Source organism: Mycetohabitans endofungorum (assembly GCF_037477895.1).
Lineage (GTDB): Bacteria > Pseudomonadota > Gammaproteobacteria > Burkholderiales > Burkholderiaceae > Mycetohabitans.
This window is the reverse complement of the sequence record NZ_CP132744.1, coordinates 2098703-2125648: the sequence shown is the minus strand read 5'-3', so window position 1 is coordinate 2125648 and position 26946 is coordinate 2098703. Positions and strand designations below refer to the sequence as shown.

24 protein-coding genes and 4 tRNA genes are annotated in these 26946 nt (G+C 60.9%); 17 read left to right on the top strand and 11 right to left on the bottom strand.

Going from position 1 to position 26946, the window contains the following annotated elements; all coding sequences use genetic code 11:
* Positions 1-334 precede the first annotated feature (334 nt).
* The 5 genes from RA167_RS09280 to RA167_RS09260 all read left to right on the top strand — a co-directional run bounded on the left by RA167_RS09280 (position 335) and on the right by RA167_RS09260 (position 6548).
* Complete coding sequence (locus RA167_RS09280; protein ID WP_076785319.1) at positions 335-2650, top strand: DNA translocase FtsK; 2316 nt, start codon at positions 335-337, stop codon at positions 2648-2650.
* Positions 2651-2680: 30 nt separating this feature from the next.
* Complete coding sequence (lolA, locus tag RA167_RS09275) at positions 2681-3355, top strand: outer membrane lipoprotein chaperone LolA (RefSeq protein ID WP_076785318.1); 675 nt, start codon at positions 2681-2683, stop codon at positions 3353-3355.
* Positions 3356-3557: 202 nt separating this feature from the next.
* Positions 3558-4874 carry a replication-associated recombination protein A gene (locus tag RA167_RS09270; protein WP_076785317.1) on the top strand — a complete coding sequence of 439 codons (1317 nt, stop codon included), beginning with the start codon at positions 3558-3560 and terminating at the stop codon, positions 4872-4874.
* Positions 4875-5053: 179 nt separating this feature from the next.
* Positions 5054-6346, top strand: a complete 1293-nt coding sequence (gene serS / locus RA167_RS09265; protein ID WP_076785316.1) for a serine--tRNA ligase — start codon at positions 5054-5056, stop codon at positions 6344-6346.
* Positions 6347-6457: 111 nt separating this feature from the next.
* Positions 6458-6548 (top strand) — tRNA-Ser (locus RA167_RS09260).
* Positions 6549-6707: 159 nt separating this feature from the next.
* Here RA167_RS09260 and RA167_RS09255 read toward each other — a convergent pair.
* Together RA167_RS09255 and RA167_RS09250 are read right to left on the bottom strand one after the other, a co-directional pair.
* Positions 6708-6884 (bottom strand): CsbD family protein, encoded by a 177-nt coding sequence (locus tag RA167_RS09255; protein WP_076785315.1) that lies wholly within the window; start codon positions 6882-6884, stop codon positions 6708-6710.
* Between the two features lie 90 nt (positions 6885-6974).
* Positions 6975-7610 (bottom strand): DUF3005 domain-containing protein, encoded by a 636-nt coding sequence (locus RA167_RS09250; protein ID WP_076785314.1) that lies wholly within the window; start codon positions 7608-7610, stop codon positions 6975-6977.
* 164 nt (positions 7611-7774) lie between these two features.
* On the opposite strand from RA167_RS09250, the gene minC reads away from it, so the two are divergent.
* The 5 genes from minC (at position 7775) to RA167_RS09225 (ending at position 11601) form a co-directional block, all read left to right on the top strand.
* Positions 7775-8563, top strand: a complete 789-nt coding sequence (minC, locus tag RA167_RS09245) for a septum site-determining protein MinC (RefSeq protein ID WP_076785313.1) — start codon at positions 7775-7777, stop codon at positions 8561-8563.
* A gap of 77 nt (positions 8564-8640) precedes the next feature.
* Complete coding sequence (gene minD, locus RA167_RS09240) at positions 8641-9456, top strand: septum site-determining protein MinD (RefSeq protein WP_076785312.1); 816 nt, start codon at positions 8641-8643, stop codon at positions 9454-9456.
* A gap of 9 nt (positions 9457-9465) precedes the next feature.
* Positions 9466-9720 (top strand): cell division topological specificity factor MinE, encoded by a 255-nt coding sequence (gene minE / locus RA167_RS09235; protein WP_076785311.1) that lies wholly within the window; start codon positions 9466-9468, stop codon positions 9718-9720.
* A 256-nt stretch (positions 9721-9976) separates the two neighbouring features.
* Positions 9977-11089, top strand: coding sequence for an OpgC domain-containing protein (opgC, locus tag RA167_RS09230; RefSeq protein WP_076785310.1), 1113 nt, complete (start codon positions 9977-9979; stop codon positions 11087-11089).
* 353 nt (positions 11090-11442) lie between these two features.
* Positions 11443-11601 carry a hypothetical protein gene (locus tag RA167_RS09225; protein ID WP_170872448.1) on the top strand — a complete coding sequence of 53 codons (159 nt, stop codon included), beginning with the start codon at positions 11443-11445 and terminating at the stop codon, positions 11599-11601.
* A 454-nt stretch (positions 11602-12055) separates the two neighbouring features.
* Here RA167_RS09225 and RA167_RS09220 read toward each other — a convergent pair.
* The 4 genes from RA167_RS09220 to rph all read right to left on the bottom strand — a co-directional run bounded on the left by RA167_RS09220 (position 12056) and on the right by rph (position 14904).
* Positions 12056-12143, bottom strand: a tRNA-Ser gene (locus tag RA167_RS09220).
* Between the two features lie 138 nt (positions 12144-12281).
* Entirely contained in the window at positions 12282-13562 is a 1281-nt protein-coding gene (hemW, locus tag RA167_RS09215) for a radical SAM family heme chaperone HemW (RefSeq protein ID WP_237574225.1), read from the bottom strand.
* Positions 13556-14176 carry an RdgB/HAM1 family non-canonical purine NTP pyrophosphatase gene (rdgB, locus tag RA167_RS09210; protein ID WP_076785309.1) on the bottom strand — a complete coding sequence of 207 codons (621 nt, stop codon included), beginning with the start codon at positions 14174-14176 and terminating at the stop codon, positions 13556-13558. The genes hemW and rdgB overlap by 7 nt, the downstream gene beginning before the upstream one ends.
* A complete protein-coding gene (gene rph, locus RA167_RS09205) occupies positions 14173-14904 on the bottom strand; it encodes a ribonuclease PH (protein WP_076785308.1) in 732 nt (243 codons plus the stop codon). The genes rdgB and rph overlap by 4 nt, the downstream gene beginning before the upstream one ends.
* Positions 14905-15093: 189 nt before the next feature.
* On the opposite strand from rph, the gene RA167_RS09200 reads away from it, so the two are divergent.
* From RA167_RS09200 to RA167_RS09185, 4 genes are all read left to right on the top strand, one after another.
* A complete protein-coding gene (locus tag RA167_RS09200; RefSeq protein WP_076785307.1) occupies positions 15094-16035 on the top strand; it encodes a YicC/YloC family endoribonuclease in 942 nt (313 codons plus the stop codon).
* Between the two features lie 9 nt (positions 16036-16044).
* Positions 16045-16728, top strand: coding sequence for a guanylate kinase (gmk, locus tag RA167_RS09195; RefSeq protein WP_076785306.1), 684 nt, complete (start codon positions 16045-16047; stop codon positions 16726-16728).
* 25 nt (positions 16729-16753) lie between these two features.
* Positions 16754-16957 (top strand): DNA-directed RNA polymerase subunit omega, encoded by a 204-nt coding sequence (gene rpoZ, locus RA167_RS09190; RefSeq protein WP_076785305.1) that lies wholly within the window; start codon positions 16754-16756, stop codon positions 16955-16957.
* Between the two features lie 191 nt (positions 16958-17148).
* The gene (locus RA167_RS09185; RefSeq protein ID WP_076787347.1) at positions 17149-19476 is read left to right on the top strand and encodes a RelA/SpoT family protein; all 2328 of its coding nucleotides are present in this window, start codon (positions 17149-17151) and stop codon (positions 19474-19476) included.
* Between the two features lie 148 nt (positions 19477-19624).
* Here RA167_RS09185 and RA167_RS09180 read toward each other — a convergent pair.
* Positions 19625-19701, bottom strand: a tRNA-Arg gene (locus tag RA167_RS09180).
* A gap of 162 nt (positions 19702-19863) precedes the next feature.
* Here RA167_RS09180 and greB point away from each other — a divergent pair.
* A complete protein-coding gene (gene greB / locus RA167_RS09175) occupies positions 19864-20424 on the top strand; it encodes a transcription elongation factor GreB (RefSeq protein ID WP_076785304.1) in 561 nt (186 codons plus the stop codon).
* 159 nt (positions 20425-20583) lie between these two features.
* Here greB and RA167_RS09170 read toward each other — a convergent pair whose 3' ends face one another.
* Complete coding sequence (locus tag RA167_RS09170; protein ID WP_076785303.1) at positions 20584-21732, bottom strand: porin; 1149 nt, start codon at positions 21730-21732, stop codon at positions 20584-20586.
* A 1329-nt stretch (positions 21733-23061) separates the two neighbouring features.
* Between RA167_RS09170 and RA167_RS09160 the strand changes: the two genes are divergently transcribed.
* A complete protein-coding gene (locus tag RA167_RS09160) occupies positions 23062-23265 on the top strand; it encodes a cold-shock protein (RefSeq protein ID WP_076785302.1) in 204 nt (67 codons plus the stop codon).
* A 174-nt stretch (positions 23266-23439) separates the two neighbouring features.
* On the top strand, positions 23440-24774 hold the full coding sequence (locus RA167_RS09155; RefSeq protein ID WP_076785301.1) for an exonuclease domain-containing protein: 1335 nt from the start codon (positions 23440-23442) through the stop codon (positions 24772-24774).
* 146 nt (positions 24775-24920) lie between these two features.
* On the opposite strand, the gene RA167_RS09150 is transcribed toward RA167_RS09155, so the two are convergent.
* From RA167_RS09150 to RA167_RS09140, 3 genes are all read right to left on the bottom strand, one after another.
* A complete protein-coding gene (locus tag RA167_RS09150) occupies positions 24921-25067 on the bottom strand; it encodes a hypothetical protein (protein ID WP_170872449.1) in 147 nt (48 codons plus the stop codon).
* A 502-nt stretch (positions 25068-25569) separates the two neighbouring features.
* Positions 25570-25645, bottom strand: a tRNA-Thr gene (locus RA167_RS09145).
* A 164-nt stretch (positions 25646-25809) separates the two neighbouring features.
* Positions 25810-26832, bottom strand: a complete 1023-nt coding sequence (locus RA167_RS09140; protein ID WP_076787343.1) for a class 1 fructose-bisphosphatase — start codon at positions 26830-26832, stop codon at positions 25810-25812.
* Positions 26833-26946 lie beyond the last annotated feature (114 nt).

The window sequence follows — 26946 nt, the reverse complement described above, 5'->3', positions numbered from 1 at the left end:
ATCGGCGTGATGCCCCGCGACCCATCGACGTGATAGCGCCGCCGCCCATTCGGCTCGATGCCCCGCGACCATCGACGTGATAGCGCTGCCGCCCATTCGGCTCGATGCCCCGCCATCCATCGGCGTGATGCTTCACCACCCAACGGCGTGCTACGCTGCCGCCGAACATCGGCGCGATGCCCCGACGTTCGGCGGCGTTTGGGCACCTCACTCGGCACGCTGGTGCGCGCTTGCAACACCGGTCTTACAACTTGTTGCGTGGCGCGCCGGTCCGACCGTTTACAATGAAGGCGCTCGAACTCCGGCGGCCGCATGCCGCTCTCTTGTCGATTCAATGGCGAAATCCACGTATTCTCCCGGGGCACAAGCTTTACCGCATCGTCTGTCGCGTTTGCTAAGCGAGATCCGCTGGCTGCTGCAGGTCGCGCTCGGCCTGTTCCTGCTAATGGCGCTGGTCAGCTACAGCCGGCGCGACCCGAGCTGGACGCATGCTGTGCAGGTCGATCAGATCGCGAACTGGGGCGGCCGTGTCGGTGCGTGGACATCCGACATCCTGTTGCTACTGTTCGGTTTGTCCGCCTATTGGTGGATCGTGCTGCTGGGGCGGCGTATCGCCGACAATTACCGGCGCATCACGCGTCACGACGCGCTGGACGAGCCGACTGCGCCGCGCGAAGGCGGCTGGTTGGCCGAGATGCTGTCGTTCGCGCTCGTGCTCGTGGCCAGCGACGGCCTGGAGGCATTGCGGATGTGGTCGCTCAAGGCTCAGTTGCCCCGGGCGCCCGGCGGCATTGTCGGCGACGCGGTGGCCCACGGCGTGCAGCACGCGCTCGGATTCACCGGCGGCACGCTGGCGTTGCTGCTCGCGCTGGCGATCGGCCTGTCGTTGTTTTTCCGCTTTTCGTGGCTGTCGGTGGCCGAGCGCGTCGGCGATGCGATCATCAACGCGGTGATGATCGCGCAGTTGCGGCGCGACGAGAAGCGCGACCGCAAGGCTGGCCAGCAAGCAGCGGTCAAGCGCGAGGGCAAGGTCGAGCGCAGTCGGGTGCGGCTCGAGGAGCACGAGCCGGTGACGATCGTGCCGGCCGTGGTGACGCCGACCAAGTCCGAGCGCATCGAAAAGGAAAAGCAGGTGCCGCTGTTCCAGGACCTGCCGGGCGACAGCACGTTGCCGCCGCTTACACTGCTCGACGCGCCGCCGGCCACGCGGGAAACCGTATCGGCCGACACACTCGAGTTTACGTCACGACTGATCGAAAAGAAGCTGAAGGACTTCGGCGTCGAGGTCAGCGTGGTGGCCGCCTATCCCGGCCCGGTGGTCACCCGCTACGAAATCGAGCCGGCGACCGGGGTCAAAGGCAGCCAAGTGGTTAACCTCGCGAAGGACCTCGCGCGCTCGCTGTCGCTCGTGTCGATCCGCGTGGTCGAGACAATTCCCGGCAAGAACTACATGGGCCTGGAATTGCCCAATCAGCGCCGCCAGACCGTGCGGCTGACGGAAATTCTGGGCTCCGAGGTCTATGCGAATGCACCGTCACTGCTTACGATGGGACTGGGCAAGGACATCGGTGGCAATCCGATATGTGCGGACCTGGCCAAGATGCCGCACCTGCTGGTGGCCGGCACGACTGGCTCGGGTAAATCGGTCGGCATCAACGCGATGATCCTGTCGCTGCTGTACAAAGCCAGCGCGGAGCAGGTCCGCCTCATCATGATCGACCCGAAGATGCTTGAGTTGTCGGTCTATGAAGGTATCCCGCACCTGCTGTGCCCAGTCGTCACCGACATGCGGCAGGCTGGTCACGCGCTGAACTGGGCAGTCGGTGAAATGGAACGGCGCTACAAGTTGATGAGCAAGCTTGGTGTGCGCAATCTGGCCGGCTACAACAGTAAGATCGACGACGCAGCCAAGCGCGACGAGAAGATTCCGAATCCGTTCAGCCTGACGCCCGATGCACCGGAGCCGCTCGAGAAGCTGCCGTTCATCGTGGTGATCATCGACGAGTTGGCCGACTTGATGATGGTCGTCGGCAAGAAGGTGGAGGAGCTGATCGCGCGTATCGCACAGAAGGCGCGGGCGGCCGGTATCCATCTCGTGCTCGCGACGCAGCGGCCATCGGTCGATGTGATCACTGGGTTGATCAAGGCGAATGTGCCCACGCGCATTGCGTTTCAAGTATCGTCCAAGATCGATTCCCGCACGATCCTCGACCAGATGGGCGCCGAGTCGCTGCTCGGCCAAGGCGACATGTTGTACCTGCCGCCGGGCACCGGCCTGCCGGTCCGCGTCCATGGCGCGTTCGTGTCCGACGATGAGGTTCATCGTGTCGTCGAGAAGCTCAAGGAGCAAGGTGAGCCGAACTACATCGACGGCATTCTGGAAGGGGGCCTGGCTGGCGAAGGCGACGAAGCAGGCGGCGCGGGAACCGGCAATGCGGATGGCGAGTCCGATCCGTTGTACGACCAGGCTGTCGAAGTCGTGCTTAAGCAGCGCCGCGCGTCGATCTCGCTGGTGCAGCGTCACTTGCGTATCGGTTACAACCGCGCTGCACGGCTGCTTGAACAGATGGAGCAGTCGGGGCTGGTCTCGGCGATGGCATCCAACGGCAATCGCGAAATACGGGTGCCGGCGCGCGGCGGCGATGACTGAGCGCATGAAATCAACACAGGAAACGCTTTGATGATGGGATCGCTTTTTCGCGCTACGCGGGTCGTGGCGACAGGCGCATTGATTGCCTTGGCCGCCGTACCGTCCGCGCAGGCGAGCGGCACGGCGCAATTGAAGGCGTTCGTGGCACAGGTGCGTTCTGCCGATGGCGAGTTCGTCCAGCACCAGGTCAAGGCGGCCGGCGGCAGTGCGTCACAGGCACAGGGCCAGGCGGCACGCACGTCGATGGCCACGTCGAGCGGCACATTCCGGTTTGCGCGGCCGGGCAGGTTCGTGTGGGCGTACCAGAAACCGTATGAACAGTTGCTGCAGTCTGACGGCGACAAGCTGTACGTCTGGGACAAGGATCTAAATCAGGTGACCGTGCGGGCGCTCAGTGGCGCGCTGGGCGCCAGCCCGGCCGCCATCCTGTTTGGCAGCAACGACCTGGAAAAGAACTTTACGCTGCGCGATGCGGGCGTCAAACAAGGCATCGACTGGCTCGAGTTGATCCCGAAATCGAAGGATACGCAGTTCGAGCGTGTCGGCATCGGTTTTCGCGACGGCAACCTCGAGGCGATGGAACTGCATGACGTATTCGGCAATGTGACGCTGCTCACGTTCTCGAGCATCCACAAGAATCCGGCGCTGCCCGCCGATACATTCAAGTTTGCGGTGCCAAAGGGTGCCGATGTGATCAATGGCTGACCGGCGCCTGGCAGATCCGCGGTGTCGCGCGACACGCTGACATCGTGTCATTGATCAACGGGTCGAATGTCGTGTGCCGATGCGCATGAGTGCGGCGATTGCTGTGTCCGCCATGAGGCAGCTTGCGGCGGGCGTGTTCGCACGGGCGCATCGGCGGCTGTCATAATGCATGCACGATGTTGTGAAGTGATACGCTAAGTCCATGTTCGAAGATACCCGCACCGCCATTCCGCTGGCGGAACGGCTGCGCCCGAAGACAATCGACGAAGTGATTGGCCAGCGCCACTTGCTTGGCGAAAACAAGCCGTTGCGAGTGGCGTTTGAGTCCGGCGAGCCGCATTCGATGATTCTGTGGGGGCCGCCTGGCGTGGGTAAGACGACGTTGGCGCGCTTGATGGCCGCCGCATTTCACGCCGAATTCATTGCGCTGTCCGCCGTGCTCTCCGGCGTCAAGGATATCCGCGAGGCGGTCGATTTGGCACAGGCCCATCGCGCGCGCGGGCGGCAGACATTGGTGTTTGTCGACGAAGTCCATCGCTTCAACAAGAGCCAGCAGGATGCCTTCCTGCCGCATGTAGAGTCCGGCTTGTTCGTATTCGTCGGCGCCACGACCGAAAATCCATCGTTCGAGGTCAACAGCGCCTTGTTGTCCCGTGCGGCGGTCTATGTCCTCAAGAGCCTGGACGATGATGAGCAGCGTGCATTGCTCGAGCGCGCGTTCGCCGAATTGGGCGGCGGGTTGACCATCACGGACAGCGCACGCGACGCGCTGATTGGCTCTGCCGATGGCGACGGACGCAAGTTGCTCAATAACGTCGAAATCGTTGCACGCGCCGCGCACCGTGCGAAGACCACATCGATCGACGATACACTGCTTGGCTCGGCGTTGGCCGACAATCTGCGCCGCTTTGACAAAGGCGGCGATGCGTTCTACGACCAAATCAGTGCATTGCACAAATCGGTGCGGGGCAGCCACCCCGACGGTGCATTGTATTGGCTGTGCCGGATGCTCGACGCAGGTGCTGATCCGCGTTACCTTGCGCGTCGCATTGTGCGCATGGCTTGGGAAGACATTGGGCTGGCCGATCCCCGCGCCGCGCGTATTGCGCTGGATGCGTCGGAAACGTACGAGCGGCTGGGTACCCCCGAAGGGGAGCTTGCCCTCGCGCAGGCGGTGCTGTATTTGGCCGTCGCGCCGAAGTCGAATGCCGGCTACAACGCATATAACGCGGCTCGGCGGTTCGTCTCGCAGGACAGGTCGCGGGCGGTGCCGGTGCATCTGCGCAACGCGCCGACCAAGCTGATGAAGGAGCTCGGTTATGGCCATGCATACCGCTACGCGCATGACGAGCCCGACGCTTATGCGGCGGGTGAGACATACTTGCCGGACGGCATGCGCGAGCCCGGCTGGTATACGCCTGTGCCGCGCGGACTGGAGCAGAAGATCGGCGAAAAGCTAGAGCGCCTGCGCGGGCTGGACCAGGCGTGGCGCCGCGAGCATAAGCACGGGGAAGGTTGAACATGTGCCTGGCTGCAGGCGCTACACGCTGCGGCACTACGGCATTACGACACCAAGGCACCAAGGCACCAAGGCACCAAGGCATGGGGACACACTGCCACTTGGTCTCTAGGCTGCCGCGATCCGCGCTGTCGGTAAGGTAAAATCTGCAGTTCATCCAACGTATTGCAAAGCTCCCCATGCTCGACATCACGCTGCTCCGCAAGGACATCGACGCGGTTGCCCAACGGTTGGCCGATCGCGGCTACACATTGGACGTCGCTGCGTTTCAGGCGCTCGAATCCGAACGCCGTCGGCTCCAAACGCACACCGAGGACTTGCAGTCGCGCCGTAACAGCCTGTCCAAGCAGATCGGCGCGATGAAGGGGCGCGGCGAGGATACCTCCGCAGTGATGGCGCAAGTCGCAGGCATCGGCGACGAGATGAAGGCGTCAGCGCTGCAGCTGGACGAAGTCCAGGCGAAATTATCCGAGCTGATGCTTGGCATCCCGAATCTGCCGCACGAGTCCGTGCCGGTCGGCGCAGACGAGGCGGGCAACGTCGAGGTGCGGCGCTGGGGCACGCCGCGCACGTTTGATTTTACGGTAAAGGATCACGTGGACCTCGGTGTGCCGCTGGGGGTTGATTTCGAGGCAGGTGCAAAGCTGGCTGGCGCGCGTTTCACGTTGCTGCGCGGTCAGGCGGCGCGCCTACATCGTGCGCTCGCGCAGTTCATGCTCGATACGCACACACAGATGCATGGCTATACCGAGTGCTATACCCCCTACATCGTGAACCCGGAGATCTTATACGGCACCGGCCAGTTGCCCAAGTTCGCCGACGACATGTTCCGCGTCGAGAAAGGGGAGGGCGACAATAAGGTCACGCAATACTTGATCTCGACGTCGGAGATCTCGCTGACCAACACGGTGCGCGACAGCATCGTCGACGCGGATCGATTGCCGATCCGGCTGACCGCGCATTCGCCGTGCTTTCGGTCCGAGGCCGGCGCGTACGGGCGCGATACGCGTGGCATGATCCGGCAGCATCAGTTCGACAAGGTCGAGATGGTGCAGATCACGTTGCCGGACAGCTCATACCAGGCGCTGGAGGAAATGGTGGGACATGCCGAAACGATCCTGCAGCGGCTGGAGTTGCCGTACCGCGTGATCACGCTGTGTACCGGCGACATGGGGTTCTCGGCGGCAAAGACGTACGATCTCGAGGTGTGGCTGCCGGCGCAGCATGCTTATCGCGAGATTTCGTCGTGCTCGAACACCGAGGCGTTCCAGGCGCGCCGCATGCAGGCGCGGTTCCGCCACGCACAAGGCAAGCCCGAACTGGTTCATACGTTGAACGGTTCCGGGCTGGCGGTCGGCCGCACACTGGTGGCGATCCTGGAGAACGGCCAGAACGCCGACGGGTCGGTCACGATTCCGGTGGCGTTGCGCCCATATATGGGCGGCATCGCGCGGCTGGAGCCCGGCGCGTGAGCAGATAGGGTGAAGCTTGACGCGTGAAAATCCGCTTGGAATTGCTCGACGGATTGTCTATAATATCTGACTTCGCTGAGCAGCGACCCGATCAGCGAAGTCAAAATCCCAGGAAAGGTGGCAGAGTGGTCGAATGCGCCGGACTCGAAATCCGGTATACGGTTCTCCCGTATCGAGGGTTCGAATCCCTCCCTTTCCGCCACAGACAAGGCTTTCAGCCGAATAGAGCCACCCCCGCCGGCGGCTTTCTTGTGTTGTTGTGTCGAGCACGTATCACGATGCCAGAACACGCCGCGCTCGGAACACACGCCCCTTAGTAAGGGACGGCCAATGCCCACCAGCGCGGCAGGGCATGTGCAACTCACGAACCTTTCTTTACCTGTTCCTTCGCATCACCCCACGTCCGCTGTGTCTTGCCGACAGCCTGCTGAACATCGCCTTTCAGTTCATGAGCCTTGTTTCCGGTCACCTTCCCGGCGACCTCGTTGGCTTTCCCTTTGACCTGTTGGGTTGCGCCTTTGATTTGGTCCTTGTTCATAGATTTCTCCTGTTTGATTGCCCGGCCTAATCGCAGGCCGGTATGTTGTATGGTGTCGCAAGCACCGTTCCTGCCCGGCTTGAACTGCCGTCAGTGCTTTGCGCCGCCACGCAGGCGTATTTCAATCAAGCGCTCGGGCCGAAGCCGATGAGCGGCGTACGATTCGCCGCGCGCTGCGGCCGCGACGGCAAGCGACTCCCGGTCGGTCAACGTCGATTCGAGCGCCGGGTGTGGCAATTCGACTGGTGTTACAACGCCATGGTCTACAAGCTCGTAGCTATCACGCAGCGCAATGAGCGGCAATTCGCCACCGACGCGGCTGTCAAAGCCGCCAAGTCCACGGGCCGGCGTGGGGACAGCGTTGTCCAGCGTGGCCTGCGACACAATGGCCTGGATGTTTTGGCCGGTCTTCTTTGCCTCTGCGTTCTTGCCGTCGGTGTCCACCGTGTTATCGGTGGCATCGTTGTTGAGCAGGTCGGTGCCGCGTGGATGAGCCGCCTGCACGGGGTCCGCGGGGCCGTCGATGCCTGCGCGGGGCGCGTATGACGTTGCACCGGGCGACGACGTAGATTGCATATTGCCCAACCCGGCTTCTTTTCCGCTCGACGCGCGCTCGATGTCGCTCACTTGCGCGCGCGCCGTTTCAGTCTCTGGCTTTTTCAACAGGCTTTCGGCTGCCTGGCGTCGTTGCTCGGGCTGGGGCGGGTTTTTGTCTGTCGAGTCCATTGGATCGCTTCGATTAAATGATCACCATTTCTGTAGCAAGCCCCATTCCATGACGGCAAGCGAAGCTATGAGCCGCCACGCCATTATTTAGGGCAAACACGGCCAATCTTTCGCGGTGTCACCCCGCAGGCCTGTAAAATACGGTAAATTTTTTGCAATCTCTTATGTCGGCCAAGAAATCGCCCTTTTTCGAACTGCGCAGCGGTACGCTGGATACGCTTCTGTTCATTGTGAAGACGACTGATTTGGCCGAGATGCGCGCTGAACTGAGTCGACGCTTCGACGCGACACCGGAGTTTTTCGCCAACGATGTGGTGGCGATCGACCTGCGGCGCCTGCCGGCGAACCAACGCGTGCCGGTCGCAGAAGTGGCCGAAATGCTGAAGGCATTCCGGATGCATCCGGCCGGCATTGTCGCGAACGACGCTCAGCGGCCGTGGGCACAACTTGATGCACTGCCGTTCGTCGAGTCACGTGAGCGGCGTGTGGCACGCAGCGACGAGCCCGCGGCCGAATCGCCGCCACAGGCCGCATCGACGGTGCCGCAGGCCACATCGTGTGACATGACGGCCAAGCCACAGAGCGATGCCGCAGCCGACACCGAGCGGGGCGGCGGCGGTGCGACACTGGTGATCGACAAGCCGCTGCGTTCGGGGCAGCAAGTCTATGCAAAGGGCGACCTCGTTGTGCTGGGCTTGGTCAGCTATGGGGCGGAAGTCATTGCCGAAGGCAACATCCACATCTATGCGCCGCTGCGAGGACGCGCACTGGCGGGCGTGCATGGCAACCACGGCGCGCGGATCTTTTGCACGTGCCTGGAGCCGGAACTGATCTCGATCGCCGGTATCTACCGGACCACCGAGACGCCACTCGGGTCCGATGTGCTTGGCAAGTCGGTACAGATCCGGTTGGCGGACGAGAAGTTGATCATCGAGCCGCTGCGGTTGACGTAGCGGCAATTCGTATTGGAAGACAGGAAGACATCCGCACCGACAGTGGCGGAGCACATTGACGAATACAAGGTAATGGTATGGCAAAAATCATTGTGGTGACTTCGGGCAAGGGCGGGGTCGGCAAGACGACGACAAGCGCAAGCTTTGCGGCCGGACTCGCGTTGCGCGGGCACAAGACGGCCGTCATCGATTTCGACGTCGGCCTGCGTAATCTCGATCTCATCATGGGCTGTGAGCGTCGTGTCGTGTACGACCTGATCAACGTGATCCAGGGTGAAGCGAACCTGCACCAGGCGTTGATCAAAGACAAGAAGTGCGAGCAGTTATACGTCCTGCCCGCATCGCAAACGCGCGACAAGGATGCATTGACACTGGAGGGCGTCGAGAAAGTCATCAACGACTTGATTGAAATGGACTTCGAGTACATCGTCTGCGACTCGCCAGCCGGTATCGAGTCCGGTGCGTTGATGGCGATGCACTTTGCGGATGAGGCGCTGATTGTCACGAATCCCGAGGTATCGTCGGTTCGAGATTCGGACCGCATCCTCGGGATCCTGGCGTCCAAGACGCGACGCGCGATTGAGGGTAAGGAACCGGTCAAGGAACACCTGCTGATCACGCGCTATAACCCAAAGCGTGTCAGCGAAGGCGAGATGCTGTCGCTGGACGACATCCAGGAGATTCTGCGGATCCCGTTGATCGGCGTGATTCCGGAATCCGAGTCGGTGCTGCATGCATCGAACCAGGGCGTGCCGGCGGTGCATTTGGACGGGACCGACGTGGCTGAGTCGTACAAGGACGTGATCGCGCGTTTTCTTGGGGCGCAAAAGCCGCTGCGGTACATTGATTATCAAAAACCGGGCTTGTTGCAACGTCTGTTCGGTAGCAAGTAAGGGGGGGAAATGTCAATTCTTTCTTTTCTGCTGGGCGAGAAACGCAAGTCCGCGTCGGTTGCAAAAGAGCGTTTGCAGCTGATCATCGCGCATGAGCGTGCGGCCGGACGAGCGCCGGCCAACTATTTGCCGGCGCTGCAGCGTGAGCTGGTCGCGGTGATTTCGAAGTACGTGGCGATCTCAAACGACGACATCAAGGTTCAGCTCGAGCGGCAGGACGATCTCGAGGTGCTTGAAGTCAAAATCGAAATTCCGCAATCGTGACCGCCGCCGGCCGTGTGTGCGGCGCGTGACTAGCGACTGAAGTCCTGTTGGGTGACGCCGCTTCAGTGCGTGCGATCCTGCCGAAACCGGCGAAGAACCTTGCCGTATCGATGGCCAATCCGCACGATTGCGTCATGAAACGCAGCGTTCCTGCGCGATCTAAACTTTCCCGGAATCTTTTCGGGCCGATCCGACTCCACGACCTGAACTGGGCAAGGGAGCACGGCGGTTGGTGACGGTAATGCGGGAGCGGTGAATGACGACGCCTATACGACGCTCAATCGAAGTCGATTTCCTTCGAGGCGTGGTCCTGATTGTGATCGTGCTCGATCACATCTCCGGCAGCTCGCTGGCCAAGTTCATGCTACATAACTACGCATTTTGTGATGCCGCGGAAGTGTTCGTATTCCTGGGCGGCTATGCGTCAGCGGCTGCCTATGCGGCGGTCGAAGCGAACCGCGGCGGGCGGGCCGCGACTATGCGCTTCCTGTCGCGCAGCATGCAAATCTATCGCGCCTATTGGCTGACCGCGGCGTTGATGCTTGCCTCGGGAGCGATGATCGCCGCGCTGCGCTTGCGCACGCCGATGCTCGCCGAGAGCGAATGGCCGTTGTTCGTGGCGCAGCCATGGTCAATGATCCGTGACATCGCATTGTTTCGGCACCAGCCATACTTGTCTGCCGTGCTGCCCATGTATGCGTTCTTTGCGCTCGGCGCCGGCGTTTCGGTACCCTACGCACGCCGTGCACCCGTCGTCACGTTATTGAGTAGCCTCGTGGTATGGTTGTTAGGGCCAGTGCTGGGGCCGCTGCTGCCCAGCGCCAGAGCGGGCGGCTGGGGATTTAATCCGTTCGCGTGGCAATTTATGTTTGTTTGCGGGATGCTGGCACGGCTGCATCCCGTGCCTCCAGCGTTTTATGCATCGCATACAGCTCGCGAATTGACGTGGATCGCCATTGGCACTGCGCTCGGCTTTGCGTTCTCTAAGCTGGTGCTGCAGACCCAGCCGATGCCAGGCGTCATGAAACAGAACCTTGCGCCGCTGCGAATCGTCAGCTTTGCCGCGTTGGCGTGGCCCGTGGCCGTCGCGGTCCAGCGCGGCTGGCTCCGCGTACTGGCCATCCGGATGCGGGACGTCGTCAACGTGGGACAGCAAGGGATGCCGTGCTTTGTGGCCGGTGCGTTCATATCGATCGTCATCGATACGGCGCTGCGGGCCAGCGGTCCGCAGCGGATGCCGTTCGTCGCGGGGCTGTGCGGCGACGCGCTGGCGATCGGCGCGGTGATCGCTACGGCGCGACTGGTCCGGGCGCGGAAGCGGCGCGCGGTGGCCCCGTGTGGCAGTCTCGCCGTGCCGCGCTCCGAATAGACGTTGACGATGCCGCCCGGTGTACGGCCCGCAGCAAATCGGTTATCTCGACCAAACTTGCATTGGCTTGATCGATGTGCCGGGCGTCTTTCATCTTGTATGCCGACACCATTGAGGCTAGGTTGGGAGCAAGAAGGAGCGGCTGTCGAGCGGCAGGCCGTATAGTGCAAGGTGAGCGTGAGGGGTACCTTGGGTTGGAATTACCTTGGGCGTAGCGGTCTGCGCCCCTGTCATCTGTACGCGGGAATGTGCGCGCGTGCGCAGTGGCGCGCATTCCTGTCGGTGGGCGCGGCGCTTGCTAACAGAGCACTACATAATGGACGGTGCACGCCGTTCCAAAATCGGGAGAAGCCATGATGGAAAACGATGCACCGACGAAACATCCCACGCCTGCGCACCATAGCGACCACGAAAAGAGCAGGATGCCAGAGCGCCACGACAGCGGCCGCAAGCAGGCGCCGCATGATCGGCCCGGCAAGGCGCCGGGCGAAGGGGAAGTGCCGGTCGGCTGACAATCAGCATCGGTGGCGCTGTATCGCCTGCTACTTGCATTTTGTCGTAACCGAGGCCGAAGGCGAGTAATGAACGGCCGCAAAGAAGACATACACCACTCTGAACCCAACCGAGTTGCGTAGCAGCACCGCGATCATAACAAGAATGCCAGTACGTCGAACATGATCGGCACTCGCCAGACATAACAACATTCTCGGAAGTTCGGCGCATCGCCTAAGCGCCAAAATCATCGCCGCATCATGAATGACAAACATTCGCCATGTTGAGCGACGGTTCGACCGTTTTTAACCGGCTCGCCAGGCCAGTTTTTTGCCTATCGCACGGCCGAATCATGGGGTCGAACGTCGCGACTTAGGCTAATTTTGGCCGAGATGGCCATTTTGCTTGCACGGGCAGAGTTACAAGCATTCAACTTTTTGAAATCCTTTTAGATCAAAGGATTGAGAATGAGGTTGGCGGAAGCGGTGAGATTCGAACTCACGGACGGTTGCCCGTCGCTGGTTTTCAAGACCAGTGCCTTAAACCACTCGGCCACGCTTCCTGGAACGCGATATTGTAGCCGATTTGCTGCGCGTGCTGAACATCGGCCGGCAGGCGGATGCGCACGCACCTCCCGGCCAGCTGCCACGAGGCCGTGCGCACGCCGTTTCATGCAGCCAAGGCGGGCATGCGCGCCGGTTCACGCGTCGTCCTTCAGGAACAATGCCTGCAGGTCGTTCAAGAAACGCTGGCCGAGCGACGTCGGCGCGATACTCGTATGGTCACGACGGATCAAGCCACGGCGTTCGGCTTGCGCGAGGGCGGGCTCGACCGATGTCATCGTCAGCCCGGTCCGCTCGATGAACCGATGCACCGGGAAGCCTTCGGTGAGCCGCAGCGCATTGAGCATGAATTCGAACGGTAGGTCACGCGTACTGACTTCGTGCTGTTCCTGGATCGGTGCGCCCGCGGCAGTCTGCGCCAGATAGGTGGCGGGGTGTTTGTAGCGCATCTGTCGCACGATCCGTTCCGGAAAAGACAGTTTCGAATGCGCGCCTGCGCCGATGCCTAAGTAGTCGCCGAATTGCCAGTAGTTCAGGTTGTGCCGGCTTTGCCGGTGCGCTTTAGCGTACGCTGACACTTCGTAGCGGTGGTAGTCGGCTTCACGCGTGCGTGCATGGATCCACTCCTGCATGTCGGCCGACGTGTCATCGTCGGGCAGCGTAGGGGGATACTTGTGGAAATAGGTGTTCGGCTCCAGCGTGAGATGGTACAGCGACAAATGGGGCGGCGCGAATGACAGCGCAGTCTCCACGTCCGCCTGGCATTGCGCCAGTGTCTGGCCCGGCAGCGCAAACATCAAGTCCAGATTGAAGTTGTCGAAACTCGAGCGCGCGATCTCTACCGCGCGGCGAGCCTGCGCTGCGTCGTGAATGCGGCCCAGTGCCTGCAGGTGAGCGTCGTTGAAGCTCTGGATGCCGATCGAGAGCCGGTTGACGCCGCTGCTGCGAAAGCTCGCGAACTTGACGGCTTCGAACGTGCCGGGATTCGCCTCGAGCGTGATTTCCACATCTGCGTCCAGTGGCAGCAACGCGCGTAGGTCTGACAACAGCCGGTCAATCGCCTGGGCCGATAGCAAGCTCGGCGTCCCGCCGCCGATGAACACGGTATGGACCGGCCGTCCCCAGATCAACGGCAACGCCGCTTCTAGGTCGGCGCGTAGCGCGTCCAGATACTCGGTTTCAGGAAACTGCGCGTTGTTTGGACCGCGTGTGAACGCGTGCGAATTGAAGTCGCAATACGGGCACTTGCGCACGCACCATGGAAAATGCACATACAGGGACAGCGGCGGCAGTGCGGTGAGCCGGATGCGTCCCGGTGCAATGAACGCGGACACCGCGCCGCCCGATCCTGGAGCGTCGGTGTGCGCGAGCGGTGAGGGACGGGCGGGTGCGCGTCCCGCGATGGGATGATTCACCATGCGTTCTTCAATCGACGGATCAACTCTGCCAACGCCAGCGCGCGATGGCTATGGGCGTTCTTCACTTCCGGCTGCAACTGGGCGGCGCTTGCCTGTAGCGCAGGGATATAGAACAGCGGATCGTAGCCGAAACCGTGCCCGCCACGGGCCTCGGTGAGGATTTCGCCGTGCCAGCGACCGTCGGCGATCAACGGCTCGGGATCGTCGACATGGCGCACCAGCACTAGCACGCAATAATAGTAGGCGCGCCGGTCGGCGTGCGTGCGCAACATGTCGAGCAGGCGCGTGTTGTTGGCCGCATCGGATTTCTCGCCACCGGCTAATTGCGCATAGCGGGCTGAATAGACGCCTGGGGCGCCGCCCAGCGCATGCACGCATAGCCCCGAATCATCGGCAAGCGCGGGCAAGCCGGTGACGCGTGCCGCGTGGCGCGCTTTTTCCAGTGCGTTCTCGATGAACGTCGGATGGGGCTCGGGTGCTTCGCCCACGCACAATGCGTGCTGCGGCACGAGATCAATGCCAAACGCGTTTAGCGCAGAAAATTCGCGCAGCTTGCCAGGATTGTTCGACGCCAGCACGATGCGCGACTGCGCAGATCCGAAATGGCTGTTCATGGCTGCAGCGCCTTTTTTTGCAGCTCGATGAGTCGCATGATGCCGGACTCGGCGAGATCGAGCAGTGCGTTCATCTCGCCGCGGCTGAACGGTTCGCCTTCGGCCGTGCCCTGCACCTCAACGAAGCGGCCGGCCCCGGTCATCACCACATTCATGTCGGTGTCGCAACGCGAGTCTTCTGCGTAGTCTAGATCGAGCACCGGCGTCGCGCCGTGGATGCCGACTGATACCGCCGCGACGTGGTCGAGGATCGGCGTCGCGGTGAGCTTGCCGTGCGCCAGCAGCGTATCCACCGCATCGTGTGCGGCGATGAATGCGCCAGTGATGCTCGCACAACGTGTACCGCCGTCGGCCTGAATCACGTCGCAATCGATATGCAGCGTGCGCGGGCCCAATTTCTCCAAGTCAAACACCGCGCGCAGCGCACGACCAATGAGCCGCTGGATTTCCTGCGTGCGGCCGGTCTGCTTGCCACGCGCCGCCTCGCGATCGCTGCGCGTGTGCGTCGCGCGCGGCAGCATGCCGTACTCGGCGGTGAGCCAGCCGCGCCCGCGATCGCGCAGGAATTCGGGCACTTTCTCCAGCACGCTGGCGGTGCAGATCACTTTTGTGTCGCCGCATTCGATCAATACGGAACCTTCGGCATGCTTCGTATAGTGTCGCGTGATGCACACGTCTCGCAGTGCGTCGGCGGCGCGGCCGCTGGGCCGCGGAGTTGGGACTTTCATAGTGGAACAGTCAGAAAGTGGATGCGGTTGGAGGTCAGCTGCGCCGACCCGAAACCCGCATCTTAGCGCTAAACGCGATTGTCCTCGGTGAGCCGGAGGCGTTTCCCTCATGCTGGCCGCTGTTGCCGGGGGCAGGTAGGCGTTCAGTGCGATAATTGTCATTTACCAGAACTTTTCGCGAGACGCACAATGATCTACAGCATGACGGGCTATGCGAGCGTGACGCGGGAACTGGTCGCCGACGGTGTATCCGAGGTCGGCGGCAGTACCCATACTGCCAGCGTATCGGTCGAGTTGCGCACCGTGAATTCGCGGTTTCTTGACCTCAATTTCCGTATGCCTGAAGAGGTGCGCACCTGTGAGCCGACGTTGCGTGAAATGCTGATGAATCGTCTCTCGCGCGGCAAGGTCGATATCCGTATCAACGTGCAACGCAGCGAGCAGGTGGCGCTGACCGGGTCGCTCAATCGCGACGCGCTGCTGCAACTGGCGGCACTGGAGCGCTCCGTGCTCGATGTGTTTCCCGGCGCGGGCGGCCTGCGCACCGGTGAAATCTTGCGTTGGCCCGGTGTAATCGCCGATAGCGGCCTGTCGGCCGCATTGCTGCGCGACGCAGTGCTGGCCTGCGGTAAGCAGGCCGTGGACGAGCTAGTCAACGTGCGCGGCCGCGAAGGGGCGCAATTGGCCGCGATGCTGTTGGCCAATGTGACCGAGATGGAGGCGATCGTCACCCGTATTACGCCGTTGGTGCCCGAGCTGATCGCGCGTCATCAGCAAAAGATTGTTGAGCGGCTGCAAGCAGCGCTCGGCGTGGCGGCGTCGGACGGCTCGCCACAACTTGTCTCGCGCGAGGAAATCGCTGAACGGATCCGTCAAGAGGTGACAATGTACGGCATCCGAATCGACATCGCCGAGGAGCTGTCGCGGCTGAGTACGCATTTGGCCGAGACTCGCCACGTGATTGAAAAGGGCGGCCGGGTTGGCAAGCGGCTCGATTTCATGATGCAGGAACTGAACCGGGAAGCGAACACGCTAGGGTCCAAGGCCGCGGCGAAAGAACTGGCTGACGCGTCGATGACGCTGAAGCTGCTGATTGAGCAGATGCGTGAGCAAGTTCAGAATTTGGAGTAGTCCGACACGATGACGAACAATCTCAATCCCTATACTGCAGAATATCCCGGTAACCTGTTCATGGTGGTCGCGCCGTCCGGCGCGGGCAAGTCGACGCTGGTCAACGCGCTATTGGCGCGCGACCCGTCGATCCGGCTGTCGGTGTCGTACACCACCCGGCCACCGAGGCCGAACGAGACGAACGGCGTTCAATATCATTTCATCCCGACGTCTGATTTCCTAGAGCGCCATGCCCGGGGTGAATTCCTCGAGAGTGCCGAAGTCCATGGCAACTACTATGGCACATCACGCGTGTGGATCGAGGAGCAGATGAAGCGTGGCGTGGACGTGCTGCTGGAAATCGATTGGCAGGGCGCGCAGCAGGTGCGCAAGCAGTTCCGAAACGCGGTCGGCGTCTTTATTCTGCCGCCGTCGCTCGATGCGCTCGAGGAGCGTCTGCGCAAGCGTGGACAGGACGAGCCGAACGTGATCGTGCGCCGGCTGCTGGCCGCTGGCAGCGAGATCTCGCATGCGCCCGAATTCGAATATGTATTGATCAACGAGCATTTCGATCGTACGTTAACCGAAATGCAGACTGTGGTCGCCGCGACACGGCTGCGTTTCGCATCGCAGCGCGCACGTCACGAGAAGCTATTCGTCGAGTTGGGCATCCACTCATCGCAGGCGGATGGATCGTGCGGTGAGTTAAAATAGATTTATAGCAACAAGGAATTCCAATATGGCTCGCATTACCGTCGAAGACTGCCTGGAAAATATCCCGAACCGCTTCGAGCTTGCGCTTGCGGCGACGTATCGTGCGCGCCAACTCGCGCAGGGCCACACACCGAAGATCGAAAGCAAGGATAAGCCGACGGTACTCGCGTTGCGCGAGATTGCCGAAGGAAAGGTCGGCATCGAGATGTTGAAGAAAGTGCCGGTCTGACCGGCACGCCCGCCATGTGACGACACAACGCAACACACCTGGAGGCGCAAATGAGTTCCAATCCATCGCACGCCTCCACGTTGTCGTGCGCCGCGCGCGCGGATGACGAGGCCGCGGCACGGCGTCCTCAGGCCGGGACGAAACGCCCGTCCACGTCGCCGACCGGCGCGGACGCTGCGGGCGGCGCTGGCATGGCGAGCAAAACGTCGCCTGCACGCGCGTACATCGATGCAGTGCTCGAACAATCGTTTCGGCACTTGTTCGGTCCGACCGCCACGCCCGAGCAGCCACGCAAGCACGAAGTCGTATCGATCGCGAAGCTGACCGAAGAGTTGGGCTCATACATGACGCCGGCCGAGATCAAGGAGATCAAGGCCGCGTTTCACTTCAGCGACGAGGCCCACCTAGGCCAATACCGGCAAAGCGGCGAGCCGTACATCACGCACCCAGTGGCAGTGGCCGAGATCTGCGCCGGCTGGAAGCTGGACTCGCAGTCGATCATGGCCGCGCTGCTGCACGACGTGATGGAGGACCAGGGCGTCACAAAGACGGAACTGGCTGAGCGTTTCGGGCCGAAGGTGGCTGAGCTGGTCGACGGGCTGTCCAAGTTGGACAAGATGGAATTCCGCAACCGCGAGGAGGCGCAGGCGGAGAATTTCCGTAAGATGTTGCTTGCGATGGCGCGGGACGTGCGCGTCATCCTGATCAAGCTTGCTGACCGGCGGCACAATATGCGCACGCTCGGTGCGGTGCCGCCTGAAAAACGTCGGCGGGTGGCGCGCGAGACGATCGATATTTATGCACCGATTGCGCATCGGCTCGGCCTCAACAACACGTATCGTGAGCTACAGGAGCTAAGTTTCGCGAATTTCAATCCGCGCCGGTATGCGACCCTTGAGAAGGCCGTCAAGGCGGCGCGCGGCAACCGGCGAGAGGTAGTTGGCAAGATCCTCGAGGCGGTGCAGCGTTCGCTGGCCGACGCGAAGATCGATGCTGACGTGACCGGGCGCGAAAAAACGATTTACAGCATTTATCGAAAGATGCGCGACAAGCAGTTGTCGTTTTCGCAGGTGCTCGACGTGTACGGTTTTCGTGTGGTCGTCGACACGCCGATAGAATGCTATATGACGGTCGGTGTATTGCATTCGTTGTACAAGCCGGTGCCGGGCAAGTTCAAGGACTACATTGCGATTCCGAAGGTCAACGGATACCAGTCACTGCATACCACGCTGGTCGGCCCATTTGGCACGCCCATCGAGTTCCAAATCCGCACGCTGAAGATGCATGAGATCGCCGAGGCGGGCGTTGCGGCACATTGGATGTACAAGAACGGCAGCGCGGATCTGAATGACGTGCAAAAGCGGGCGCACCAGTGGCTCAAGTCGTTGCTCGACATCCAGAGCGAGGCAGGCGATTCCAGCGAGTTCCTCGAGCACGTGAAGATCGACCTGTTTCCAGACGCGGTCTACGTGTTCACGCCCAAATCGAAGATCATGGCGCTGCCGCGTGGCGCGACTGCGCTGGACTTCGCGTATTCAGTGCATAGCGATCTGGGTAACCAGTGCGTTGCCGTCAAGATTAACAACGAGTTGTTGCCGTTGCGCACCGAGCTTAAGAGTGGCGATATCGTCGAGGTCATCACGGCGCCGTACTCGAAGCCGAACCCGGCTTGGCTGGGGTTTGTCCGGACCGGCAAGGCGCGTTCGGCGATTCGCCATTATCTGAAGACGATGCGCTTGAACGAGTCGGTGCAACTCGGTGAGCGGCTCGTGGAACAGGTGCTCAAGGCGTATGGGCTGTCACTTGCTGAAGTCACGCCGGAGATCTGGGACAAGATCGCGCACTCGACTGGCAATAAGTCGCAGCAGGAAGTATTCGCCGATATCGGGTTGGGACGGCGCATCGCAGCGGTGCTCGCCAAGCGGATCGAATTGTTGCTTAGTGGCCGTGACGGGGACTCCGACGAGCACCCGCGCTCCGATGCGCCGGCTCATGCCAGCGGCGGACCGCCGGTATGGATCACCGGGACAGAAGGGATGGCGGTGCAACTGTCGCCTTGCTGTCGGCCGATTCCCGGCGACGACATCATGGGCTACATTGGAATGGGCCTCGGCATGTCGATCCATACGACCGATTGCCGTGTCGCGCAGCGTATTCATCGGCGCGATCCCGGCCGCTGGATCGATGTCGCGTGGGCGCCGCAGCCGGGACGTTTGTTCGATGTGGCGGTCAAGGTGCTAGTGAAGAACACGCGTGGCGTTTTTGCACGCGTGGCCGCCGATATCACGGCCGCCGATGCGAATATCGTGCACGTGGCGATGGATGAGGATCTGGCCCAAGAATCGATGGCGCTGCGCTTCCTAATTCAGGTCAGTGACCGGGTCCATTTGGCGAATGTGATCCGGCGTACTCGGACCAATCCCGATGTGATCCGGATTGGCCGTGAGCGGGCGTCCGACGACGGCCACCATCGGCACGACGGTGGAATGCGCATCGAGCGTGACCGCGGTGACTATTGACGCGTAACGGGAGTTCGTACACCCCGGCTGTTCGCAGCATACTGCCAGTGCTACGGGTTGCCGCTGGACGGCTTCTCGTGCGGCGCGATATCCGTTCGTGTGACACAAAGCAAAAAGGCCTTCCGGTTGGAAGGCCTTTTTAAAAAAGTGGCGCGGCTGGCAGGATTCGAACCCACGACCCCTTGGTTCGTAGCCAAGTACTCTATCCAACTGAGCTACAGCCGCGCGAAGAAGTGAAATTATAGCAACTTCTTTGAAGATGTGAAGCCCCTGGCGCGATTTTTTTTGCATGCCGGTGATGAGCAGACGCCGGATGCCGGCCATGAAGCGTTTGCTCGTTCGTATAATAGTCAAAAGGACATTCCATAGTTTCAGTCGAGTCGCACAATGAACAAGGCATTTGTGAAGGAAAGCGATGATTCGGCGCAAGACGACGACCTGCCGCAACCGGAAATGCCGACTGGCGCAAAAAACTATACGACGCCTGAGGGTTACCGCCGCCTGAAGGACGAGTTGCTGCAATTGATCGACGTCGAGCGGCCCGAGGTCGTGCGCATGGTATCGTGGGCCGCGTCGAACGGCGACCGGTCTGAAAACGGCGACTATATTTATGGCAAGCGGCGTTTGCGCCAGATCGACCGGCGCATCCGTTTCCTGACTAAGCGGCTTGACTTAGCCGAGGTCGTTGACAGCAGCCGGCAGGAAAACACTGACCAGGTATTCTTTGGTGCAACAGTCCACTATGCAACATCCGATGGCACCGAGAATCGGATCACCATTGTCGGCGTCGATGAGGTGGATCTGGATCGGGGGCGAGTTAGTTGGATCTCGCCGATTGCGCGGGCGCTGTTGAAAGCGCGGATCGGGGACACCGTGCCACTACACACGCCAGGCGGGATTGAGCAAATCGATGTTCTCGACGTGCACTATCCGGCTGCTACGCACTGAGTGCGTGCGGGTGTCGCTGTACGCGGGCTACTGTCACGAGCGCTCGCGGGCTGCTGTCATGACAGCGCTCGCGGCAGAGTGATAGATCGTAAAAAAAGGCGCCCGAAGGCGCCTTTTGGACTAGTGCACAGGACAACTAGCGTCCTGTCCGCTTTAAGCTTAGAAGCGGTGACGCAGGCCAGCGGTCACAGCGACTTGCTTGTCAAACGACGACGGAGCCAGGCCGTTGATTTCCGCGGTGAAGCCAGTTTTGCTTTGGACAACCTTTTGGTACTCACCCTGCAGGTACACATCGGTCCGCTTGGACAGCGCGTACGCGGTTTGCAGGCTGAATTGATGCCACTTCGGCGATTCGCCGTTCAGCTTGCCGTCGGTGTACGTGTACGCACCCGCGACGCTCAATGCTGGCGTCAGGTTGTAGCGGCCGTTGACTTCATAGTTGTTGAAGCGCACGTCGCTGCTGGCAACTCCTTCAAATGAGTCCGACGAGTTTGCAACACCGAATTGGTTGTTCAGCTTCGTTTGCGTGAACACAAAGCCTGCCGTTGCCGGGCCGAACGCGTAGTTCAAGCCTGCGCCCCACGTGCGTTGGCGACCGGCAAGACCTGTGATGCCATCCGATACTGCGCCCCCCTTGTTGAACGACGCCAACGACAGATCACCAGTGTTCGGTGTGCTGTTGTTCAGCTGCAGGTACGCGGCAGCCACGTTCAACGGACCGTAGTTATACGATGCGCCGACGCTGTACGCGCGGTTGTTCGCAAAGTTGCCCGCCTGGTTCGAGAAGCCGTACAACGCGCCAAACTTGAAGCCGTCGAAGTTCGGGCTTTGATACTTCACCGAGTTGTTGACGCGGAACGAGTTGTCCAGGTTGTCGTTGTCGAACGGGTGCGCGAACTGCGTGCCGCCGTATTGCGTGCCAGTCAGTGCCAGCGGGCCGAGGTAGTCAACGACGGAATCATATTGGCGGCCGAGCGTGACGGCGCCGTACTGGTCCGACGCGAGACCGACAAAGGCTTGGCGGCCGAACAGGCGGCCTCCTTGGCTTGCCCCGCCATTGCCGATGCTGAAACCATTTTCCAGCGTGAAGATCGCCTTCAAACCACCACCCAGGTCTTCAGCGCCACGCAGGCCCCAACGGCTGCCGTTCACCGAGCCGCTGGTTTCCTGCCAGTTCGAGCGACCGTCTTGGCTGTTCGTGTACGTGATACCGGCGTCGATCAAGCCATACAGCGTCACGCTGCTCTGCGCGTGGGCAGCCGTCGTGAACATGCCCGACAGGGCTGCAACCATGAGAGTCTTTTTCATCTGTGTGAACTCCAAATACGTATGGGAAATCTTACCCAAGCTTTGAGGAAACGAGGCCGCCGGTGAGTTGGCAGCATGTATTTCAAGTGGTGCGGCATTGAAACGATTAGCCAGATGACGCACCTGTTTCCTGGAAAGGCAGAGTGTAAAGACGAGGTCGCGATGCGAACATTCCGAATTCTGCAACAATATATTGACGACTGCGCAATGATGGGTGGCGCCCCGCAAAGCCTTGTGTAGCAAGGCCGAGCAGCGATTCAATTCGATTTCGACAATGGTGGACGAGCGCTCGCCGTTGTGTTTGTACGACAGCTAAATGAAGGGAACCAGTGGGCAATCAATGTGTCGCGTCCATTGTTTCGGCAACCACAATAAAGGATTGTCGAATTGATTAACGATGGGATGCGCCGATTTGGCTATACTGCAATCACTGCTTTCCCCTAGCAGCTTTTTCTTCGGGAAAAGATCTCCAAACCTTATCAGCGCGGTCGTCTTGATCGCGCTTTTTTTGCGCCGTCGCCCATCGCACTGACGCACCATTGCACTGGTGGCTGGGACGCCGCGGGTGGTGTGCAAGCCAACGAGCCGACATCGATGTCGGAGCCAGCATCGATGCCGTCGACTTATTCCAGTGGGCGGTGAGGCGAGACGGCGCTAGGCACCCGCTGAGCGGTGCAATGTCCAGTCGTTGGCATCCAATCCTCGATCACGTAATGACGTGCATCCATTAGCGGTGCCGACAACAGGTTTTGCCAGTGATTGCTGTGCCAAACCATATCGAAGTGGGTCAAGCCCGCAGGGTCGGGCGCGGTGATTGGCACAGGGCTGGTCCGATCTGCAGCATGGCGAGAATCATGCCGTAGCCAGCCGAAAAGGTGCTTAAGTGGCGTCAGCATCATATTGCCTCTTGCTACATCGAATCGTTCCCGTAAATAGTCGCACAAACCGCTTCGGAATAGAATCAGCATAAACACTTACAATTTGTTGCAGGTGAGCGGTAAAAATTTCTGTCATTTCATAATTGAATATCGCGATTCAAGTAAAAACGACTTGTTTAATTCGGATAAGGGAAGCTGAATGACAGGGTTGAACGCTTTGCCGATCGGGCTGCTGCGGCCCACTGGGTAGGCTTCCCGGGGGATTGATAAAACCTTGACAGTCGCTAGACAACATATTTTCTGCTTGACGTACAGTCCTGTTTCTATTTATAACAATACCGCTGGATTTTCAGGATGCGAGGTTGCCGCATAACGTGGGAACCTTTGTTTCATGATTTTCTGCAGATGAACTGAAGTTTGTTACGTCAACACTTGAGGGGAAGCACGATTTATGGAAACGGGTATCGTCAAATGGTTTAACGATGCTAAAGGCTACGGCTTTATCACTGCGGATTCGGGTGGCGAGGATCTGTTCGCACACTTCTCCGAAATCCGCTCGGATGGGTTTAAGTCGCTGAAGGAAAGCCAGCGCGTATCGTTCGAAGTGAAGACTGGCCCGAAGGGCAAGCAAGCGGCGAACATCCGGCCGTTGTGACGCGGCGCCCGATCCGGGATCTGATGCCCTGACCAATGTCGGCGGCAGCTCAAAGCCCCGCGCGTCGGGGCTTTTCCTTTTCCCCGCCGTGCGCCGCGCAACGACGCGCGCGGAGCCGGTCATTTTGGGCGACAATGTGCGCGTTTGCGCTTTTTATGCCATTGTTGCGTTGCCATGACCGACCTCGCCAGCCTGATCCACGATGCCGATGCACGACCACTCGCGTTTGTGGATCTGGAGACGACGGGCGGGCGCCCTGGAGTCGACCGCATCACGGAGGTGGGCGTGATCGAAGTTGACCGTGATGGCGTTCGCCACTGGAGCACGCTAGTCGATCCGCTGCAGCCAATCCCGCTATTTGTGCAGCAGTTGACCGGTATCACGGACGCGATGGTCCGCGGCGCACCGACATTTGATGCGCTTGCCGCTGAACTCGCGCGCCGACTCGATGGCAAGTTGTTTGTCGCGCACAACGCGCGCTTCGATCACGGTTTCCTGAAGAAAGCGTTCGATCGGATCGGCATCCGCTTCGATCCCGACGTACTGTGCACAGTGCGGCTATCCCGCGCACTGTTTCCGCGCGAAAGCCGGCACGGGCTCGACGCACTCGCGCAGCGGCTGGACTTGACCGTGTGTGGTCGGCATCGGGCGTTGGCCGATGCCGATCTGGTGTGGCAGTTTTGGCAGCGCGTCCATGCCCTGCATCCACGCTCCGTCATCGATGCAGCGTTGAGCCGCTTGATTCGCGGGGGCGGGGCCGACGCGATGACCGATGTGTTGCCGGCCGGTTCGGGCGTCTATGCGCTGTTCGACAGCGATGGTGTGCCGTTGTATGTAGGCAAGAGCGCCAAGCTGCGGCAACGCGTGCGCACGCAGTTGTTTGGCGAGCGCCGCTCGAGCCGCGACGCGCAACTGGCCGCGCGCGTGCATGAGGTGCGCGTCTATCCGGTGGTGGGCGAGGTCGGGCTGTTGCTGGCGGATGCGCATTGGAGTGCTGTGCTGCGCCCGAGACTCGGTCGTCGTGTGGCGGCAACGGTGCAGCCAACGCGCGGCGCCATGCCGTGGCCCTACGGCGGACCTGTCGCACTGATCGAGCGGTCAGGCCACGATTGTGGGGCGCAGGGAGTCCATCTGTTGGACGCGTGGCAATATCTCGGGTCCGCCGCCGACTTGGATTGCGCGCGCGCGTTGCTCCATGCACATCGGCAGTCCAGCGCGGCGTGCCGCGACGCGTGCGATATTGTCCAGCCCGCACAGGCCGTGACGGCTCAGCCCGGCCTACTGGGCGTCGTGGAACCGGCCTTCAATGCAGCCATTGCCCAGATCCTTGCGCAGCGGTTGGCACGGGGTGGGCTGGTCGTGGAGCGGCTCGCGGACGTGGCGCCGGCCGCCAGCCGCCACGGCCAGCTGGCGCCGTCAGATACTGCCTACCCTACCGCGCCGACGCCGTCATTAGCGCATAGATGGGGCACCGCGGTGCGCAGCGCTGCGAAGCGCGATGCGTCATAGACCGTCGTCATTTTCCAGTCGGCCAGTGCCCTGGCCACGCGGACTGGCCGGACCGGGCAATCTGACCCCATTGGACGCAGGTAGGGCTTACGCGCGGGCAGCTGAGTCGCGCCGACACGACAAGAAACGACGCGCGTATCGCGTCCTCACTGCGTGGTGCCGGACTTGCGTTGTTCGTCAAAGAATGCGCGGACGTGCTCGGGCAGGTCTGCGAGAAACTCGACGCCCACCGGTTCCGGGTCTGGGCTAGCGACCTTGTCTGGCGACGGAATCTTGGTGGGTTTGGTTTCCATGGTGACTCTCCTTGTTGCGAATCGATTATCCGCCTCGGGTCCGATCGTGTGCTAGTGTCACGTGGCCACGACGCGTTTTTCTCTCCCTTCTGTTGCTATAACAGCACAATAGTCCAATCGGAAACAATGCGTTGGGAAAATATCCGCGTGCATTGCATCAAACAAGGAAACAGTGTGACAACGCGCCATGTTTCGTCCAGCGAATAATCCATTGTGGGCTATTTGTGGGCGGTTGACTGGACGCTACCGTACCGAGGCCTTCGGCCGAACATCGGCGCCAGACATTGACGCCGTGGGTGCTGCGAGACGAGTGAGCGCATCACAACGGCAGCCGACAACGGACGGTCATGCTGGCGGTGTGCGGCATGCAGACGAGGTGTCGCATGCGCACGGCGTTAGGATGAGTAGGCGGCGACGCGTCCTGTCCGCCGAGGGCGGTGCGCGGCCACGCGAAGAGCACAACAAAAAGCCCGCAAAACATAGGCTTTGCGGGCTGAATCCATGGTGCCGGAGAGAAGACTCGAACTTCCGACCTTCGCATTACGAATGCGCTGCTCTACCAACTGAGCTACACCGGCAACAGAAGCGAGATTATAAGAGTGGACGGCGCGGGTTGGCAACCCCTGTGTCCGCGACACCTCTGGGTCAGCATGTGTCAGCGCAACGTTAACGCTGCCTGTGTCGCCACCCCGGCGTCAGCGCTCTGAGCACCATCTGGTGTCAGGGCACTCGCATTCCATATTCAGCCCTCGAGGTGGTACCGCGTTACGCGGTCAACTTCATTCTTGGAGCCGAGAAACACGGCGACGCGCTCGTGCAGGCTCTTGGGTTGAATGTCCAGGATGCGCTTTTCGCCGTTGGTCGCGGCGCCGCCTGCCTGCTCGACGATGAACGCCATCGGATTCGCCTCGTACATGAGGCGCAGCTTGCCGGGCTTGTTCGGCGTGCGCTTATCGGCCGGATACATGAAGATGCCGCCGCGATGCAGGATACGGTTCACGTCCGCCACCATCGAGGCGATCCAGCGCATATTGAAGTCCGTCTTGCGGGGGCCGTCTGCGCCCTGCGTCAGCTCGCTGACATAACGTTGCACCGGTGCGTACCAATGGCGCTGGTTTGACGCATTGATTGCATATTCGCGCGTGTCGACCGGGATGCGCAGGTCGCGATGCGTGAGTACCCATGAGCCGAGTTCGCGATCGAGCGTGAAGCCGTTGACGCCGTGGCCCGTGGTCAGCACGAGCATTGTTTGCGGGCCGTACACTGCAAAGCCGGCTGCCACCTGATGAGAGCCCTTTTGCAGGAAGGATTGCTCGGTCGGGTGGGCGCCATCTGGACAGCGCAGAACCGAGAAGATCGTGCCGATCGACACGTTCACGTCGATATTGGACGAGCCATCGAGCGGATCGAATAGCAGCAGGTATTCCCCTTTGGGGAAGAACGTGGGGATCGGATGAATGCTCTCCATTTCCTCCGATGCCATCGCGGCGAGGTTGCCGCCCCACTCGTTGGCCTCGAGCAAGATTTCGTTGGATAGGATATCGAGCTTTTTCTGTACCTCGCCCTGGACGTTCTCGCTGCCGGCGCTGCCCAGTGCCTCACCCAGCGCACCTTTGCTGACGTGATAGCTGATGAGTTTGCAGGCGCGCGACACGACCTCGATCAGCAGCCGCAGATCCGCCGGGATGTTGTTGTGTTCGCGCTGTTGTTCGATTAGGTACTGGGTGAGAGTCGTGCGGCGTGAGAGGGGCCGAGTCGCTTCCATGATGAGCTCCGAAAAACGCTGTTCGAGAGGCGCGATCGCTGTCTTCGGGCACCGTCGCCAGCACCGCACCGCGATTTGCATGGCCGCCATTCTACATGGGCGGTGTAGCGCGTC